At 70.2% G+C, this 16,890-nt stretch carries 16 protein-coding genes, 2 tRNA genes and 1 pseudogene; 14 read left to right on the top strand and 5 right to left on the bottom strand.

The annotated features are described in order from the left end of the window. The 13 genes and pseudogenes from H7U32_RS07650 to H7U32_RS07595 form a co-directional block, all read left to right on the top strand. On the top strand, positions 1–192 hold a 192-nt coding region (locus tag H7U32_RS07650), incomplete at its 5' end, for a transposase (RefSeq protein ID WP_204469484.1). Between the two features lie 107 nt (positions 193–299). After that, positions 300–1,463 (top strand): glycerate kinase family protein, encoded by a 1,164-nt coding sequence (locus H7U32_RS07645; RefSeq protein ID WP_204469489.1) that lies wholly within the window; start codon positions 300–302, stop codon positions 1,461–1,463. Between the two features lie 109 nt (positions 1,464–1,572). Next, positions 1,573–2,364, top strand: coding sequence for a thiaminase II (gene tenA, locus H7U32_RS07640; protein WP_204469483.1), 792 nt, complete (start codon positions 1,573–1,575; stop codon positions 2,362–2,364). A 46-nt stretch (positions 2,365–2,410) separates the two neighbouring features. Continuing rightward, positions 2,411–3,247 carry an FGGY family carbohydrate kinase gene (locus tag H7U32_RS07635; RefSeq protein WP_440201443.1) on the top strand — a complete coding sequence of 279 codons (837 nt, stop codon included), beginning with the start codon at positions 2,411–2,413 and terminating at the stop codon, positions 3,245–3,247. A gap of 2 nt (positions 3,248–3,249) precedes the next feature. Beyond that, positions 3,250–3,510 (top strand): FGGY-family carbohydrate kinase, encoded by a 261-nt coding sequence (locus H7U32_RS12610; protein WP_440201442.1) that lies wholly within the window; start codon positions 3,250–3,252, stop codon positions 3,508–3,510. A 130-nt stretch (positions 3,511–3,640) separates the two neighbouring features. Next, positions 3,641–4,252 (top strand): ATP-dependent Clp protease proteolytic subunit, encoded by a 612-nt coding sequence (locus tag H7U32_RS07630; RefSeq protein ID WP_204469482.1) that lies wholly within the window; start codon positions 3,641–3,643, stop codon positions 4,250–4,252. A gap of 5 nt (positions 4,253–4,257) precedes the next feature. Next, a complete protein-coding gene (locus H7U32_RS07625) occupies positions 4,258–4,932 on the top strand; it encodes an ATP-dependent Clp protease proteolytic subunit (RefSeq protein WP_204469481.1) in 675 nt (224 codons plus the stop codon). Positions 4,933–5,015: 83 nt separating this feature from the next. Next, positions 5,016–6,365 carry an ATP-dependent Clp protease ATP-binding subunit ClpX gene (clpX, locus tag H7U32_RS07620; protein ID WP_204469480.1) on the top strand — a complete coding sequence of 450 codons (1,350 nt, stop codon included), beginning with the start codon at positions 5,016–5,018 and terminating at the stop codon, positions 6,363–6,365. A gap of 95 nt (positions 6,366–6,460) precedes the next feature. Beyond that, positions 6,461–6,534 (top strand) — tRNA-Arg (locus tag H7U32_RS07615). 32 nt (positions 6,535–6,566) lie between these two features. Next, positions 6,567–6,640, top strand: a tRNA-Arg gene (locus H7U32_RS07610). A 106-nt stretch (positions 6,641–6,746) separates the two neighbouring features. Next, a complete protein-coding gene (locus H7U32_RS07605; protein WP_204469479.1) occupies positions 6,747–7,928 on the top strand; it encodes a MalY/PatB family protein in 1,182 nt (393 codons plus the stop codon). 129 nt (positions 7,929–8,057) lie between these two features. Then, a pseudogene (locus tag H7U32_RS07600) lies at positions 8,058–9,392 on the top strand (Na+/H+ antiporter NhaA); the annotation flags it as partial. 191 nt (positions 9,393–9,583) lie between these two features. Beyond that, a complete protein-coding gene (locus tag H7U32_RS07595) occupies positions 9,584–10,363 on the top strand; it encodes a TIGR00730 family Rossman fold protein (protein ID WP_204469477.1) in 780 nt (259 codons plus the stop codon). Here H7U32_RS07595 and H7U32_RS07590 read toward each other — a convergent pair. From H7U32_RS07590 to H7U32_RS07570, 5 genes are all read right to left on the bottom strand, one after another. Beyond that, on the bottom strand, positions 10,353–11,024 hold the full coding sequence (locus H7U32_RS07590; protein WP_204469476.1) for an O-methyltransferase: 672 nt from the start codon (positions 11,022–11,024) through the stop codon (positions 10,353–10,355). The two genes, H7U32_RS07595 and H7U32_RS07590, sit on opposite strands and share 11 nt — an antisense overlap. A 61-nt stretch (positions 11,025–11,085) precedes the next feature. Further along, complete coding sequence (locus H7U32_RS07585) at positions 11,086–12,036, bottom strand: succinate dehydrogenase/fumarate reductase iron-sulfur subunit (protein WP_440201444.1); 951 nt, start codon at positions 12,034–12,036, stop codon at positions 11,086–11,088. A gap of 71 nt (positions 12,037–12,107) precedes the next feature. Continuing rightward, positions 12,108–13,964 (bottom strand): FAD-binding protein, encoded by a 1,857-nt coding sequence (locus tag H7U32_RS07580; protein ID WP_204469474.1) that lies wholly within the window; start codon positions 13,962–13,964, stop codon positions 12,108–12,110. A 77-nt stretch (positions 13,965–14,041) separates the two neighbouring features. Continuing rightward, positions 14,042–15,082, bottom strand: coding sequence for a hypothetical protein (locus tag H7U32_RS07575; protein WP_204469473.1), 1,041 nt, complete (start codon positions 15,080–15,082; stop codon positions 14,042–14,044). Positions 15,083–15,240: 158 nt separating this feature from the next. Further along, the gene (locus H7U32_RS07570; RefSeq protein ID WP_239457610.1) at positions 15,241–15,957 is read right to left on the bottom strand and encodes a nitroreductase family protein; all 717 of its coding nucleotides are present in this window, start codon (positions 15,955–15,957) and stop codon (positions 15,241–15,243) included. Positions 15,958–16,458: 501 nt separating this feature from the next. Here H7U32_RS07570 and H7U32_RS07565 point away from each other — a divergent pair. After that, positions 16,459–16,863: a pyridoxamine 5'-phosphate oxidase family protein gene (locus H7U32_RS07565; RefSeq protein ID WP_204469472.1), complete on the top strand. Its 405-nt coding sequence runs from the start codon at positions 16,459–16,461 to the stop codon at positions 16,861–16,863. The last annotated feature ends 27 nt before the right edge of the window (positions 16,864–16,890 follow it).

Here is a 16,890-nt window from a genome sequence, read left to right as displayed (position 1 = left end):
CGCAGACGCCGCGACGACATCCTCACAACCATCAGGCTCGGCTATTCCAACGCCAGGATCGAAGCGTTCAACAACAAGATCAAGGTCACCATCCGCATGGCCTACGGCTTCCGCAACACGGACAACCTCATCGCCATGATCAAACTCAGATGCTCAGGACCACCCATCCACCTGCCAACACCCATCCTCTAACCCACGAAAACAGCAGAAGCCTCACATTTTAACGCCAGACTTTACCGCCATGGCGTGAAAAATGGCGGTAAAATTGGTTGCAGTGAGGCCGTGTCATCATGGACGGCATGAGGATCGTCATCGCACCGGATTCGTTCAAAGGCAGCCTGAGCGCGCGCGAGGCCGCGGACGCGATCGCACGGGGCATCCGCGGCGCCCTGCCCGACGCGGACATCGTCGCCATCCCCATGGCCGACGGCGGCGAAGGCACCACACAGGCTCTGGTCGACGCGACCGGCGGACGCCTGGTCCCCGCCCGCGTCACCGGCCCCCTCGGCACCCCCGTCACCGCCTCCTGGGGCATGCTCGGCGACGGCATCACCGCGGCCATCGACATGGCCCAGGCCGCCGGACTGACACTCGCCGCAGACCATCCCGACCCCCTCGGCGCCACCACATACGGCGTCGGCGAACTCATCCGCGCCGCCCTCGACCACGGCGCCCGCCGTCTCATCGTCGGCCTCGGCGGCAGCGCCACCACCGACGGCGGCGCCGGCATGGCCCAGGCCCTGGGCGTCCGCCTGCTCGACGGCGACGGAGCCGACCTGCCGCGCGGGGGAGCGGCGCTCGCCCGCCTCGAGCACATCGACACGGCCGGACTCGACCCCCGCCTCGCCCGCACGCCGATCACCCTGGCCTGCGACGTGACCAACCCACTGACCGGACCGCACGGCGCGGCCGCCGTCTTCGGCCCGCAGAAAGGCGCCACGCCCGCGATGGTCGGACGGCTCGACGCGGCGCTCGCCCACTATGCGGCCGTCATCCTCCAGGACACCGGACGCGACGTGGCGACGGCCCCCGGCTCCGGCGCCGCCGGCGGACTCGGCGCGGGCTTCCTCGCCTTCACCGGCGCGACGATGCGCTCCGGCGTCGACCTGGTGCTCGACGCCACCGGATTCGCCGCCCTGGCCGCCGGCGCCGACTGGTGCATCACCGGCGAAGGCCGCATCGACGGGCAGACCCGCTACGGCAAGACCCCGATGGGCGTCGCCCGGGCCGCGCGCCAAGCCTCGCCCGGCTGCCGCGTCATCGCGCTGGCCGGGTCCCTGGGCACGGACGCCGGCGAACTGGCCGGCCTCAACGACCAGGGCTTCACCACGATCCTGCCTATCCAACCGGGCGCCGTCGGCCTGGAACAGGCGCTCGCCCACGCGGCCGACGACCTCGAACGCACCGCCGGCCAGGTGGCACGGCTCATCGTCGCCGCACGATGCCATAATGACCAGGCGTAATGCAGGGGAACCCGAGTCCGGCGCTTCGGCACCGGCAGGCGGGTTGAGAAAGGCTTCGAACCTGACCCTTGGAACCTGTTGGCTAACACCATCGTAGGGAGGATTACCCATGGCCGAACCATATGCCATCACCGAGCCGACCGTCGCGACGAATGACTCCGCCGCACCCGAGCCGGCCATCGCACAGGACGACATCACCCCCGACCATCTGCCGCCGTTCGCGCGCCGTCTGCGCGCCGCGGCCGACACCGTGTGGGAGGAGGGCTACCGTCAGCCCTTCCTGCGCGAGCTCGGGCAGGGCACGCTCGCCCGCGAACGCTTCGCCTTCTACCTGCTGCAGGACTACCGCTACCTGACCGACTATGCGAAGGTCCACGCGCTGGCGCTGACGAAAACCGACGACCCCGAGGTCATGCGGTTCATGACGCAGGTGCAGCACAACGTCTTCGCCGTCGAATCGTCGGTGCACCGCGCGTACATGGCCTCCTACGGGGTCACGGAGCGGCAGATGGCCGAGGTGCGCCAGTCCCCGTTCGCCCGCGCCTACACGTCCAACATCCTCGCCATCGCCTACGGCCGCCCGCTGATCGACATCCTCGTGGCCGTGCTGCCCTGCGCCTGGGTGTACGCCGACTACGGGCAGCGGCTCGCCCGCGAGTTCGCCGCCTCGCTGGAGGACAACCCGTACAAGAGCTGGATCGACATGTACCGGACCGACGAGTTCTGGTCCGGCTCGCAGTGGCTCATCGCGCACATCGAGCGCATGGTCGCCGGACTGGACGAGCGCCGGCGCGAGGAGCTCGTCGACATCTTCGTCACCGGCGTGGAGCACGAGTACCTGTTCTGGTCGAGCGCGTACGACATGCAGACGTCGTGGAAGCCGGGCTGGAGCCGTCCCTGAGCCCCAAGCCGCAAGGCCCGGCCCGCAGCGCCTATGATGGGGCGGCATGATCGGCAATGCATCGAACGGGACGATCGCGGCGTCCGCCAGCGAGCCGCTCGACCTCCTGATCGACGGCGACCGTCGCGAGCAGGACCCCCGCCAATGGTGGGAGGCGTTCCGCGCGGTGACGCGGCGCATGATGGAGACGCCCGCGCCGGCGATTCCGGCTTCGCCCCCCGGGCGCATCGAGGGACTCATCTTCAGCGGGCAGATGCAGGACCTGATCGCCCTGGACGCGGATCTGGAACCGGTGCGCGGCGCGATCCTCTACTCCGACGGCCGGGCGGCGGCGCAGGCCGAGGCGCTGGCGGACTCGCTGGCGTCCCCGGCGCCGCGCGACCAGGGCATGCGGCGCTTCCTGGCCATCGTGGGCAACCCGCTGGAAGGCAGCCTGCCGCTGCCCAAGCTCATGTGGCTGCGCGAGCACGAGCCGCAGGCCTTCGCGCGCACGCGGCATGTGCTCATCAGCGCCAAGGACTTCCTGATCGCACGGCTGACCGGCGTATGCGTCGGCGACGTGGCCGCCTGTTCCACCGCCGGGGCGATGGACATCCGCGCGCACCGGTGGTCCCCGGAGCCCTTCGTGGACAAGCCGGGCGCCGCGGACCTGGCGTTCGGTCTGCGGGAGGGCTTCGTGAACGCGGTGCCGTTCCTCAACGCGGGGGATGTGCACCGGTGGGCCACCCGCGTGTTCGCGCCCGGCGCCCAAGGGCATGACACCGCCGACGACTACGCGGCGATGCACCGTCTGCTCGCCGCCAGCGCGCCCGGCGCTGGAAGGGGTGGCGTTCTCCATCCGCCAGGGCCTGGACAGCTTCGGCCGCGTCCCCGGGGGAGCTGACGGTGATCGGCGGCGGGGCGCGGGAGCCGCTCTGGTGCCAGATGCTGGCCGACGTGCTGGGCGTGGATGTGGAGGCGTTCCGCAACGCGGACATCATGCCCGCCGTCGCGCTCGCCGCGATTGTGTTCGCCGATCCGTGCCTGCCGCGGTCCTGCCGCAGGACCGTGACGTACACGCCTGATCCGCAGGCCGCGGCCGTGTATGGACGGGCATACCCCCGATTCCTGCGTCTGTACCCGGCGCTCGCCCCGCTGGCGCGGTGAGCGCGCGGCCTGCGCCCGCCACGGCGCCGCGGAGGCTACGCGGGGAGCCGAAACGCCGCCGCCCGGCCGCGCGCCGTCGCTTCAAGGCGGTAGTGTGGATGCTGTTTGCGACCACAGACAAGGAGACAAGGTGAGCGACACTCTGGCAACCATGCCCGTCATGGCGGGGGAGGATGCGCCGGCCGGCATGCCCGACCCGATCTTCAACCGCCTCCTCAAGGACCGCATCATCTGGATGGGCGAGGAGGTCAAGGACGAGATGGCCAACCGCATCTGCGCCCAGCTGCTCATGCTCGCGGCCGAGGATCCGAAGAAGGACATCTGGCTGTACATCAACTCGCCCGGCGGCTCGATCACCGCCGGCATGGCCATCTACGACACGATGCAGCTCATCGAGCCCGACGTGGCGACCGTGGGCCTGGGCATGTGCGCCTCCATGGGCCAGTTCCTGCTGAGCTCCGGCACCAAGGGCAAGCGCTTCCTCACCAGCCACGCCCGCGTGCTCATGCACCAGCCCTCCGGCGGCATCGGCGGCACCACCACCGACGTGCGCATCAACGCCGAGCTCATCATGGACATGAAAAAGACCATGAGCGAGCTGACGGCCGAGCAGACCGGCCACACCGTCGAGGAGATCTACCGCGACAACGAGTACGACCACTGGTTCACCGCGCAGGAGGCCCTGGAATACGGCTTCGTGGACAAGATCATCACCACGCGCGATTCGATGGGAAGGGAGTGACGCACATGGCAAGCGAAGAAGCAAGGTTCGTGGCCCGCGCCGGCCGCCTCGCCGGCCCGATGGGCATGCCCGCCGCGCCCTCGCCGCGCGACCGCTACATCATGCCGCAGTTCACCGAGAAGACCCCCTACGGCATGAAGACGATGGACGCCTACTCGCGCCTGTTCGAGGACCGCATCATCTTCCTCGGCGTGCAGGTGGACGACTCCTCCGCCGACGACGTGATGGCCCAGCTGCTCGTGCTCGAAAGCCAGGACCCGAACCGCGACGTGATGATGTACATCAACTCGCCCGGCGGCTCCATGACCGCCATGACGGCCATCTACGACACGATGCAGTACATCAAGCCCGACGTGCAGACCGTGTGCCTGGGCCAGGCCGCCTCCGCCGCCGCCATCCTGCTGGCCGCCGGCACCAAGGGCAAGCGCCTGATGCTGCCCAACGCGCGCGTGCTCATCCACCAGCCGGCCATCGACCAGGGCTTCGGCAAGGCCACGGAGATCGAGATCCAGGCCAAGGAGATGCTGCGCATGCGCGAATGGCTCGAGAACACGCTGGCCAAGCACACCGGCCAGAGCGTGGAGCGCATCCGCAAGGACATCGAGGTCGACACCTTCCTCACCGCCCCCGAGGCGAAGGAATACGGCATCGTCGACGAGGTGCTCGAACACCGCCAGTGACGGCCGCGACCGCGGCCCGCGTCGCCCCCGGAACCCGTTTCCGGGGGCGGCTTGCTATATCAGCCCGGAAACGGAGGGACCCCATGAGCAAAGTGATCCGCTTCGACGACGACACGCCCCGCTGCGCGTTCTGCGGCAAAAGCGAGCGGCAGGTCAAGCGGCTGGTCACCGGCCCCGCCGCCTCCATCTGCGACGAATGCGTCGAGCTGTGCGTCGGCATCATCGCCGAGGAACGCCGCCAGGACGCCGACGCGGACGCCCTCGCCCTGCCCACCCCGGAGCGGATCGACGAGGCCCTCGACCGGTACGTCGTGGGCCAGGAGTCCGCCAAACGCACGCTGTCCGTCGCCGTGTACAACCATTACAAGCGCGTCAACATGGAGCTGCGCGAGCGGGCCGAGGCCGGCGACGGGCAGGAGGATGCGATCGGACGCGCCGCCCGCGCCAGCGACCCGCTGGCGGACGTGCGCGTCGCCAAGTCGAACATCCTGCTGCTGGGACCCACCGGCGTGGGCAAGACCCACCTGGCGGCCACGCTCGCCCAGATCATGCGCGTGCCCTTCGTCATCGCCGACGCCACCACGCTCACCGAGGCCGGTTATGTGGGCGACGACGTGGAAAGCATCCTCCAACGCCTCCTCAAGGCCGCCGACGGCGACGTGGCGCGGGCCGAGCATGGCATCGTCTACCTCGACGAGGTGGACAAGATCGCCCGCAAAAGCGGCGAGAACACCTCCCTGACGCGCGACGTGTCCGGCGAAGGCGTCCAGCAGGCGCTGCTCAAGATCCTCGAAGGCACCGTCGCCACCGTGCCCACCGAAGGGTCGCGCAAAACCCGCGACAGCGAATCCGTGCGCATGGACACGCGCGGCATCCTCTTCGTGTGTGGCGGCGCGTTCGTCGGCCTCGCCGACATCATCCGCGCCCGCCTCGGCGCGCACGAAAGCGGCTTCGGCGCCGCATGGCGTGACCGGGACCTCGACGACGGACGCATCCTGGACGAGGTGACGCCCGAGGACCTGGCCGAGTTCGGCCTGCTGCCCGAGTTCATCGGCCGCCTGCCGGTGGTCAGCGTGCTCGACGAGCTCGGCGTGGACGACCTCGCCGCCGTGCTCACCGAACCGGCCGACGCCCTGACCAAGCAGTACCGCAAGCTGTTCGCCGAGGACGGGGTGGATTTGACGTTCACCGACGCGGCGGTGCGCGCCATCGCCGCCACCGCCGCCGGGCAGGGGACCGGCGCGCGCGGCCTGCGCGCCATCCTCGAACGCACGCTGCGCGACACGATGTTCCGGCTGCCGTCGATGGACGGGGTGACCGGCGTCGTCGTCGACGCGGACGCCGTGGACGGCACCGGCCGGCCCCGGCTTGTGTGCGACGGCGCCGCCACGCAGGATTTCGGCGTCGTCGGCGTACGCCGCGCGGTCGCCTGACCGGCCTGCGGCGGCGCGGCAGCACGGGCGACACGCCGAGGGTTGCCCATCGGGGAGGGTGGATGTATCTTAGTCGAGTTGCCTCAAGGCGACATGCGCGAGTAGCCCAGCGGATTAGAGCAGCTGACTACGGATCAGCAGGTCGCAGGTTCGAATCCTGTCTCGCGCACCCCTCCTGCCATGGAGGTGAAACAATGGCATGCGCGAGTAGCCCAGCGGATTAGAGCAGCTGACTACGGATCAGCAGGTCGCAGGTTCGAATCCTGTCTCGCGCACGATGGAACCCCTTGGAGACGCAATGTCACAAGGGGCTTTTCCATTTCCGGGGCGATTTCTTGCCCCGGGCGCACCGACACGCGACAGAAAGCGAGGGCACGAACCGTGGCCGTCTATGACTTCGACACGCTGGTGGACCGCCGCCACACCTCCTCCGAGAAGTGGCACCTCATCGAACAGGACATGGGTCCCGGCAATGACGACGTCATCGCCCTGTCCGTGGCCGACATGGAGTTCAAGCCCGCGCCCGAGATCGTGGACGCGCTCGTCGAAGCCGCGAAAACCGACATCTTCGGCTACGACTACGCCACCGACGGCTACTTCGACGCGCTCGTCGGCTGGATGGAGCGCCGCCACGGCCTTGCGGTCGACCCGGCGTGGGTGAGCCTGTCCGACGGCGTGATGCCGGCCGTGAACACCGCCCTGCGCGCCGTCACCCACCCTGGCGACAAGGTCATCATCCAACGCCCGGTCTACTACCCGTTCATGCGCGCCGCCGAGAACAACGGCCTGACCATCCTCGACAACGCGCTGACGCTCGCCGACGGCCGCTACACCATTGACTTCGACGACCTGGCCGCCAAGGCCCGCGACCCGCGCTGCACCGCGATGCTGCTGTGCAACCCCCACAACCCCGTCGGCCGCGTCTGGACCCCCGAGGAGCTGCGCCGCATCGGCGACATCTGCATCCGCGAAGGCGTCGCCCTGCTCGTCGACGAGATCCACGCCGACTTCGCCTACCCGGGCCATCAGGTCACCCTGTTCTCCACGCTGGGGGAGCGGTACGCGCGCCACTGCATCGAATTCACCGCACCCACCAAGACCTTCAACCTGGCCGGCCTGCTGTGCTCCAACGTGATCATCCCCGACCCCGAGCTCAAGGAACGCTTCGACGTGGCCGCCGAGAACATCGCGGGACTGACGGTCAGCCACTTCGGCCTCGTCGCCTGCCAGGCCGCCTACGAGCACGCCGGCCCGTGGCTCGACGCGCTCATGGAGGTGCTGGAGGCCAACCTGGCGCTCGTGCGCGACTTCGCCGCCCGCACCGAGGGCATCGAGCTCATCGAGCCCGAGGGCACCTACCTCGCCTGGCTCGACTGCCGCGGCCTGGGCATGGACGCCGACGCCCTGCGCGAGTTCATGCGCGGCAAGGCCCGCGTCTACCTCGACGAAGGCATCCTGTTCGGCCAATCCGGCGCGGGCTTCGAACGAGTCAACCTCGCCTGCCCGACCGCGCTGCTGCGCCGCGCCCTCGACCAGATCGGCGCCGCCATCGCGGCACGCTGACACCTGTCCGCGCCTCGGTCCGACAGATGGAACCGGGGCGCGGCGCGACGCTCCGCCCCGGGCGTAAGTCCGCACGCCTTGGATATTGTGGAACCTGCATCACCAGGCGACACCAAGGAGTGAGACGGCATGAGCCAGAGGCGAGGGGCATGGGCGGCAATCAGGCATATCGCGGCATCGGACCGCATATCCGGCCTCATCATGCTCGGCTTCGCACTCGCCGGCCTGCTGCTGGCCAACCTGCCTCTGACCGCCCACATGTTCGAGATGGTCGCGGAGACACATATCGCGATCCCCTGGACCGACATCGACCTGCCGATCGGGCATTGGGCGCAGGACGGCCTGCTCACCGTCTTCTTCCTCATCGTCGGACTGGATCTCAAGCAGGAGCTGACCACCGGCTCCCTGTCCAATCCGAAGGCCGCCGCCGTGCCGATGATCTGCGCGGTGGGCGGCATGCTCGTGCCCCCCGTGATCTTCCTGGCCACCACGGCGCTGTTCTCCCGCTTCGCGCCACCCGGCCCCGGACTGCAGACCATCGCGTCCGGCACCGTCGTCGAATACGGCGCCATCGCGCAAGGCTGGGCCATCCCCACCGCCACGGACATCGCGTTCTCCCTGACCGTGCTCGCCCTGTTCGCCAAGGCGCTGCCCGGCTCCATCCGCGCTTTCCTCATGACGCTGGCCACCGTGGACGACCTGCTGGCCATCGTGCTCATCGCGGTGTTCTTCTCCTCCCTCGCCGGCTGGTACTGGTTCGTCGGCATCGCGCTGTGCGCCGTCGCCTGGGCGTACCTCGTGCGCCTGCGCAAGGTGCCGTGGATCGTCGCCGGCCTGGTCGGCATCCTCGCCTGGGTGTGCATGTTCGAGGCGGGCGTGCATCCCACGCTCGCCGGCGTGCTCGTCGGCCTGCTCACCCCCTCGCGTGAGATCCACGGCGAGACCTCGCCGCGCGCCGAACGCTACCACCACAAGCTCCAGCCGTTGTCCGCGCTGCTCGCGCTGCCGATCTTCGCGCTGTTCGCCACCGGCGTCCACTTCGAATCGCTGTCGCTGGGGCTCATCGTCTCCCCGGTTGTCGTGGGCATCGTGGCGGCGCTGGTCATCGGCAAGCCCGTCGGCATCGTGGTCACCGCCTGGGTGGCCACGCATATCGGCAAGCTGCGCCTGCCGCGCGGCCTGCGCGTGCGTGACCTCGTGCCCGCGTCCTGCGCCTGCGGCATCGGCTTCACCGTCTCTTTCCTCATCGCCTCCCTCGCCTACGGCGACCCAGAGCTGTCCGCCGAGGCCCGCTTCGGCGTGCTCGTCGCCTCCCTGGTCGCCGCCGCCCTCTCCGGCGTGCTCCTGGCCCGCCAGTCCAAGCGCTACGAGGCCAAGGCCGCGGCCGAGCGGCTCGCCGCGGAGACCGAAAGCTTGACGATGGAGCACGCCACCGTGCTCGCGGACGGCACGATGAGCGTGAACATCGACGCCTTCACCCCCGAGCAGCTCGCCGAGCTCAAGGCCCGCCGCGAAGCCCAGCGGCGGGCGGCCGTCGGCGCGCAAGGGCCGGAGGACGCCGCCTCCGCGCGCGGGCGCGGCTTCTTCCGCTCCGTGCACCGCCACCGTCTGGAACGCCGCCGCCGGCCGCGCCGCCGCCTGTAGAATATGCCGGTATGAGCGAACGCGACGACATCCACGGGGGCACCCCGGCGGGGGAGGGGCGCCCCTACGCGGCCACCTACCACCGCGGCCCCGTCATCCTGCGCGGGCAGATGATCCCGAGCGACAGCACCACCGCCAACCTGCTCAAACCAGAGGCCAGCACCGACTGGCTGCACATGGACCCGTGGCGGGTGCTGCGCATCCAGGCCGAGTTCGTGGACGGCTTCGGCGCCCTCGCGGAGCTGGGGCCGGCGGTGAGTGTCTTCGGCTCCGCCCGCATCGCCCACGACGCCCCCGGCTACCGCGCCGCCGAACGCATGGGGCGGCTGCTCGCCGAACAGGGCGTCGCCGTCATCACCGGCGGCGGACCCGGCGTCATGGAGGCCGCGAACAAAGGCGCGGCCCTGGCCGGCGGCAAATCCGTGGGTCTGGGCATCGAGCTGCCGCACGAGCAGGGCATCAACGACTATGTGAACCTCGGCATGAGCTTCCGCTATTTCTTCGTGCGCAAGACGATGTTCGTCAAATACTCCTCCGGCGTGATCATCTGCCCGGGCGGCTTCGGCACGCTCGACGAGATGTTCGAGGTGCTCACCCTCGTGCAGACGCACAAGGTCACGTCGATGCCGGTTGTGCTCTTCGGCAGGGACTACTGGGACGGCCTGCTCGACTGGATCGAAGGGCCGGTGGCCGACTCGGGCATGATCTCCGCGCTCGACCCCTCGCTGGTGACCGTCACCGACGACGTGGACGAGGCCGTGCGCGTCGCCTCCGGCGCGATCAACGCCTGACCACGACCAGCATGCCGGTGCCGACCGGCGCCAGCGAGGCGTCGAAGCCATCGTCGGTGTCCACCGCTTCGATGAGCGCGCGCATCGAGGTGGCCTTGTCCCCCCGGTCCGCCGGGTTGGGCACGCCGCCCTCGCTGTCGCCGGGGCCGAGCGCGAGCACGTCGAGGAACACGATGGCGCCGCCCCGCCGCAGCAGGCGGGGCGCCTGCGCGAAGGTGGGCGCGTAGTTGGCCGCGTCGCCGGAGACGACGATGAGGTCGTACATGCCGCCGTTGAGACGGGGCAGGAACACGCCGACCGGGGCGTTGACGGCGCGCAGCGTCGTGTCGGTGGACTCCTCCAGACGGGCGAAGGCACGGCGGATCAGGGCGACACCCTGCGTGGAGGAGTCGACGGCGGTGAGCTGGCCGGCCCCGTCCAAGCCACGCACCAGCTCGATCGTCTCCACCAAGGCCCCGGTGCCCACGGCGATGACGGACGAGGCGCCGGCCATCCGCACCATCGTCCTCAGGAACGCGGCCTGCGCGGCCGACCCCTGAGGCATGCCGGCCTGCGCGGCCAGCGTCCGGGAATCGGCGAGCACGCGCGTCTGGCGCGCCAACGCCTCGTCCTCGGCATACTCCCAGGCCTTGGCCAGGTTGCCGTAAGCGGTTTTATCCATGTTCACCTCACGCATCCATATGCTTGCCGGCCCCACGCCGCGCAGGGCCGGGCCTTGCGGCTCAGCGTTCGCGCACCTTGGCGACGATCTGCCACATCTCCTCGCCCACGTCGATGCCGCGCGGGCATTGGCGCGAGCAGGCGCGCACCGACTGGCAGGCGGCCACGCCGTCCTCCGTGTCGATGGCATCCATGCGTTCCATGGCCTTCGTGTCGCGCGAATCGTTGACAAATCGGCTCGCCGCGATCAGCGCGGCCGGGCCGATGAACGCGTCGCCGCCGGCGTACACGGGGCAGGCGCCCTCGCACACGCCGCAGGCGATGCAATTGCTCAGCGTCTCGTACCGGGCGAGCTGGCCGGGGTCCTGCAGGTATTCGAAGACGTCGATCTTGCCGTCCTCGGTGGTGGCGAGCACGCCGTCCGCCTGCAGATACGGCTTGAGCCTGCGAATCTGGTCGAGCATCGGGTCGATGTCGGCGATGAGGTCGCGCAACGGCGGGAAACCCGGCAGCGGGGCGAGTTCGATGACGCCGAGGGACCCGTCCCCGGCATCGGCGGAGTCCTGGGCGTCGGCGGCGCCTTGGTCCCCGGCATCGTCCCCGCCTTGCGCTGGGATGCCGGTGCGGCGGAAGCCCTCGTCATCGGCGGCCGGGCCGGCGCCGGCCTTGGCCCACTGGGCGACGGTGGCGGTGCACAGCAGCGTCGGCTCCCCGTTGATGGCCACGGCGTCGGATCCGCACATGCCATGGCCGCAGGAATAGCGGAAGGCGAGCGAGGGGTCGAGCGTGCGCTTGACCGCCAGCAGGCAGTCGAGCACCGTGTCCTGCGGCCGGGCCGGGACGACGTACTCCTGCACCCACTGCTTGCCGCGCGGCTTCCTGCGCGCCGAGGCGGAGGACCCGCCGAACGGCGAGGCCTTGCGCGCGAAGGGGCTGGCGGCGCGTGCGCGCTCGCGCTCCGGGCGCGGGGTGAAGCGATGCACCCGCAGGATCACCGTCGTGGGCGCGGTCATGTCGCTCATGCATGCCTCCTCAAGATGGTTCCAAACCTTTCCATTGTGTCACAGGCCGCTGCCAGGCGGGCTCAGTACTCGCGTGCCTGCGGCGGATAATCCTCGATATGCACCGGCTGCCAGGAGACGGCGCCGGAGGCGTCGGTCATCGAATGGGCCAGGAAACGTTCGTCGTCACGCTCGGGGAAATCGGTGCGCTTGAGCGAGCCGCGGGACTCGTGGCGGGCGTCGGAGGCGACGAGCACCGCCTCGCCGAGCTCGACCAGATGGCGCACCTCCCAGATGGCGGTGACCTCCTGGTTGAGCGCCGCCGTGCCCTCGTGCGCCCTGAGCACCTCGGCGCGGGGCTCGAGGTCGCCGCGCAGCTCCTCGAGCGCCGCGGCCAGGGAGGCGGCGTCGCAGCGGACCGCGGCGGCGCGTTCCATGACGCCGCCCAGTCGCGCCATCAGCGCGTAAGGATTGTCGTCCATGGCACCGTTCGCCCCGTCGGCGCCGGCGAGCAGCTGCGCCAGCTGTTCGCCGCGGGCCCGGCTGGCCTGGTCCACGGCGTCGGCCGACGTCGGATCCGGCTCCCCGGCCACCGGCGCCTCGGCGATGCGGGCCGCGATGGCGCGGCCGGCGCGCGTGCCGAACAGGCAGGCGTCGAGCAGGGAGTTGCCGCCCAGACGGTTCGCGCCATGCACGGAGACGCAGGAGCATTCGCCGGCCGCGAACAGTCCCTCGACGGTGTGCCGGGCCCCGTCCCGCCACTGGTACACGGCGCCGTCGGTGTCGACCGGAATGCCGCCCATCGTGTAATGCGCGGTCGGCTTGACCGGCACGAGGTCCTTCGCGGGGTCGAGGTCCGCGTACGCGCGGATCGTCTCCACCACCTGCGGCAGCGTGCCCTCCATGCGTTCGGCGGGGATGCCGGTCATGTCCAGCCACACGCAGTCGCGGGGCCCGTCCGGGTCCTTCGGATCGGCCACGCCGCGGCCGGCGTCGACCTCCGCCATGATCGAACGGCTCACCACATCGCGCGCCGCCAGGTCCGCATGCCCCGGCGCATAGCGTTCCATGAACGCCTCGCCGTCCTTGTTGCGCAGCACGCCGCCCTCGGCGCGCGCCGCCTCGGACAGCAGGATGCCGGTGTGCGCCAGACCCGTGGGGTGGAACTGCACGAACTCCACGTCCTCCAGCTGCAGGCCCGCGGCCAGCGCGAGCGCCATGCCGTCGCCGGTCAGGTCCCACGAATTCGACGTGGTGTGGAACAGGCGCCCCGCGCCGCCGGTTGCCAGCAGCACATGGCGCGCGCGCACCGCCTTCACCTGGCCGCTGTGCGTGTCGAGCGCGACGACGCCGGCCACACGGCGGTCTGCCCCGTCGGCCCCGTCCTCGAGCACCAGGTCGGTCACATACCATTCCTCGGCGAACCGCACGCCCAGGGCCACGCACTGCTGCCATAGCGTGTGCAGGATCTGGTGGCCGATGCGGTCCGCCGCGTAGGCGGCGCGCTTGACCGGTTCCTTGCCGTAGTCGCGCGTGTGGCCGCCGAAGCGGCGCTGCGCGATATGCCCGTCGTCGAGACGGGAGAAGGCGACGCCTTGTCGCTCCAGGTTCACCACGGTCTCGGGGGCATACTGCGCCAGCAGCTTTGCCGCGTCCTGGTCGACGAGCCAGTCGCCGCCCTTGACGGTGTCGTAGTAATGCCAGCGCCAATCGTCGGCCTCGGCGTTGCCCAGGCTCGCCGCGATGCCGCCCTCGGCGGAGCCGGTGTGGGAGCGCAGCGGCTGCAGCTTGGAGATCACCAGGACCTTCGGCTCTGTGCCGTTGGCCTTGAGCTCGGCCATTGCGGGGGAACGGAGCAGCCCCAGCGCCGCCGACAGGCCTGCGGCGCCGGCTCCCACGATCACCGCGTCATACATCTCTTCCAGGTGCTTCGGACTCATGGTCTCGATTCTCGCACAGGGGGAGACTTGGAACGCCGCCGGCGGCCCAGGCCCCATGCCCGATGCGCCGTGGCGGATCAGTCGGCGGACCCGGCGCCGCCGCCCGACGTCTGCCCGCCGGTCGCTGTGTCATTCGAGGACTGGCCGCCGGAGGTGGATGGGGCGGACGAGCCGGAGCCGGAGCCGGCCGTGGCGCCGCCCTGCGAGGAGCCGGAGGGCGGCGTGGAACTCTGCGGGGCGGAGGAACCGGACTGTGGAGTAGCGCCGGACTGGTCCGTGGACGTGCCGGTCTGGCCGTCGGACGGGGCGGTGGACTGCTCGCCTCCCGTGGAACCGGTGCGGTCGGCGTCCGTGCCCTGCTGGGTGCCGGAGGAATCCGTGCCCTCGTCGGTGCCGGAGAGGGCATCCCCGTCCTGCTCGTCCCGCCGAGTGCTGTCGCCGTCGGTCCGGGACGCGCCGTCGCCGGAGGGGGACTGGTTCTGGTCGGTGTCGGACGGAGCCTGCCGCGTGGTCTGCTGGCTGACGAGGTCACGCACCACGCTGTCGGTGCCCTGGCCTCCGGTGACGGCCATGATGATGCCCGCCGTGATGCCGACCGCCGCCAATGCGCTGGCCACTGCGACGACGATGGCGATGCGCTTGTTGCGGCGCATGCGGGAGCGTTCGAGCGGCCCGGTGCCCGTCACGCCATGGCGCGCCGCGTCGCCGGCGCGCCCGGCCACGGAGCGGCCCCGTCCCACGGCGTGAGCCGTCGCATCCAGCGCGATGACGCGGGTCTCGTCACCGGCCCCGGCGCCGAGCGGGGGCGCCGGCGGGGCGGACGGGGCGGTGATGTCGCCGAGGACACGGGTCCGGTCGTCGGCGCCGTCCCCGCCGTCGGAAGTCGCCCCGTCGGCCCCGTCGGGGGAGAGCCCGGCGACCGCCAGCAGCTTCTCGTTCGAGGCGTTGATGATGTTGCGGTAGATCTGCGATGCGACCGCGGACACGATGGAGCCGACCGCCACGCCGATGACCGAGCCGGCGATGCCGATCTTCGCGGACAGCAGGAACGAGGTGACCGCCGCCAACGCGCCGGCCGCGATCTGCGACCAGGAGATGCCTTTGAAGAAATTCCTCACGTCTCCCGACCGTAACGCGAAACGACGGGGGTACGCTCAGCCTGCGGTGAAAAGCCCGGTTTCGTCACAACTTTCCCAGATCGTTCCGAGCGACGCCCAGCCGGCGCACAGGCAATCGGGGGCGAATCCGTGGCCAGTGGCGCCCCGTGGCCAGGGTCTCAGCCGAGCGGACGGTCCCAGACAAAGTCCGCGCCGCCGGCGCCCAGCTCGAAATGTAGGCGGGCGATGCCCAATCCGATCCACGGCTGCAGCCCATCCAACGCCTCCGCGCGCACCGTGCGGCCATCGGCCAGCAGCACCAGGCGGAACGGCTGCTTGCCCAGCGCGCTGGGCGCCAGCATCGCGGCACGCACGCCCGCCCGGAACCATGCCGGGGCCTGGGCGTAGGAGCCGTGCTCCACGGCGCCCAGCTCATCCTCGGGCTTGCTGCGGTGGGGGCGGCCCTCGCGCGCTCCATGGCCGAACGCGATGGCCGCGGGCATGCGCTCGCCCGCGCCGATCGTCCAACGACCCTGATGCTCCGTCGTCTCATGGAGCACCGCCCACGAGGTCGCCAAACCGAGCGCCGTGGCCGTCAACGCCAGCCGTTCGCCGTAATAGCCCACCTGCTCGTCCAACGAGGCCGGACGGGCCGGGTCGTCCGGGCCGACGAGCGCGATGGCATGGCGCACGCCGCGGAAGCGCCCGTAATGCGTCGGACATCCGCCGAACGCGTCGGCGTCGTCCTCGACCAACTGGATGCCGAGCCCGCTCTGTGCGTTGCATGCGGCGGCCTGCGCGCGCAACACGTCCATCGCGTCGGCGCCGACCGGCTCGTCCGTGTATTCGCGCACCGCATGGCGGCGTTCCATCGCCTCGCCGAGATCGAGGGGCATTGTCCGTCTCCTTGTCCTATGCGCCAGCCGTTCCCGCCTCGCGGCGGCGCGGGGTGGGAATCATGACAGGCATGAATCGTGACCTTGGTTACATTTCGAAGGCAAATCCTACGCCACGGGCGGAATGCGCGTATAGTGAGCTGCGGAGGGAAGGCAAGCAAGGGGACGAACGAGAGGGCACTCCCGGGTTGTGGTATGGGCTTCGGGAGCGCGATGAACGCGGCGACGGCGCCCCGTCCGATGCATGCTTCCCTTCTTTCGATTTTCTTCCCCCTATGCCTCGCGACTATGGCCGCATCTCTCCTTGTGGCGCCGCTTGTCCCGGCCCGATGCCATCGGCTCCATCGGCCGGTCCCGCGCGCCCCGTCGGCCCCGTCGGCGCGGCCATGGTGAGGTTCCTCACACCACGGCGTGGCGGGCGTCCTGGCGATGGCGCCGCCCCATGGCGATGCAGTAGGGTGGAGGTGTCCGAACGTTTCCCATCCAAGGAAAGGAAGCAACATGGCACTGCTCACCGCTGAGATGAAGGACTTCATCGCGAACAACCTGGGTTGGGTCGCCACCATCGACAAGGACGGCCAGCTCGACCTGGGCCCGAAGATGTCGCTGTTCGTGCTGGACGACGGCCACATCGCCTACCATGAGCGCACCGCAGGCAAAACGTACGAGAACCTCAAGGCCGGCTCGCCGCTGGTCATCGCGTTCGCGAACCTCGCCGAGAAGAAGGGCTACCGCTTCCGCGGCACCGTGACGCTGCACAGCGACGACGCCATCTACGAGGCGCAGGTGAAGGTGGCCGAGGAGAAGGGCACCAAGAAGCCCGCGGTCATCCCCGTGCTCGAGGTCACCGAGATCCAGGACCTCACCTCCGGTGCCACCGCCGGCACCACCATCGCCAAGGACTGATCCTCGGCCGTCACCGCGAGGGGCGGC

Origin of the sequence: Bifidobacterium pullorum subsp. saeculare (assembly GCF_016899725.1) — a bacterium.
GTDB classification, from domain to species: Bacteria; Actinomycetota; Actinomycetes; order Actinomycetales; family Bifidobacteriaceae; genus Bifidobacterium; species Bifidobacterium pullorum_C.
This window is presented reverse-complemented; position numbering and strand designations above follow the sequence as displayed.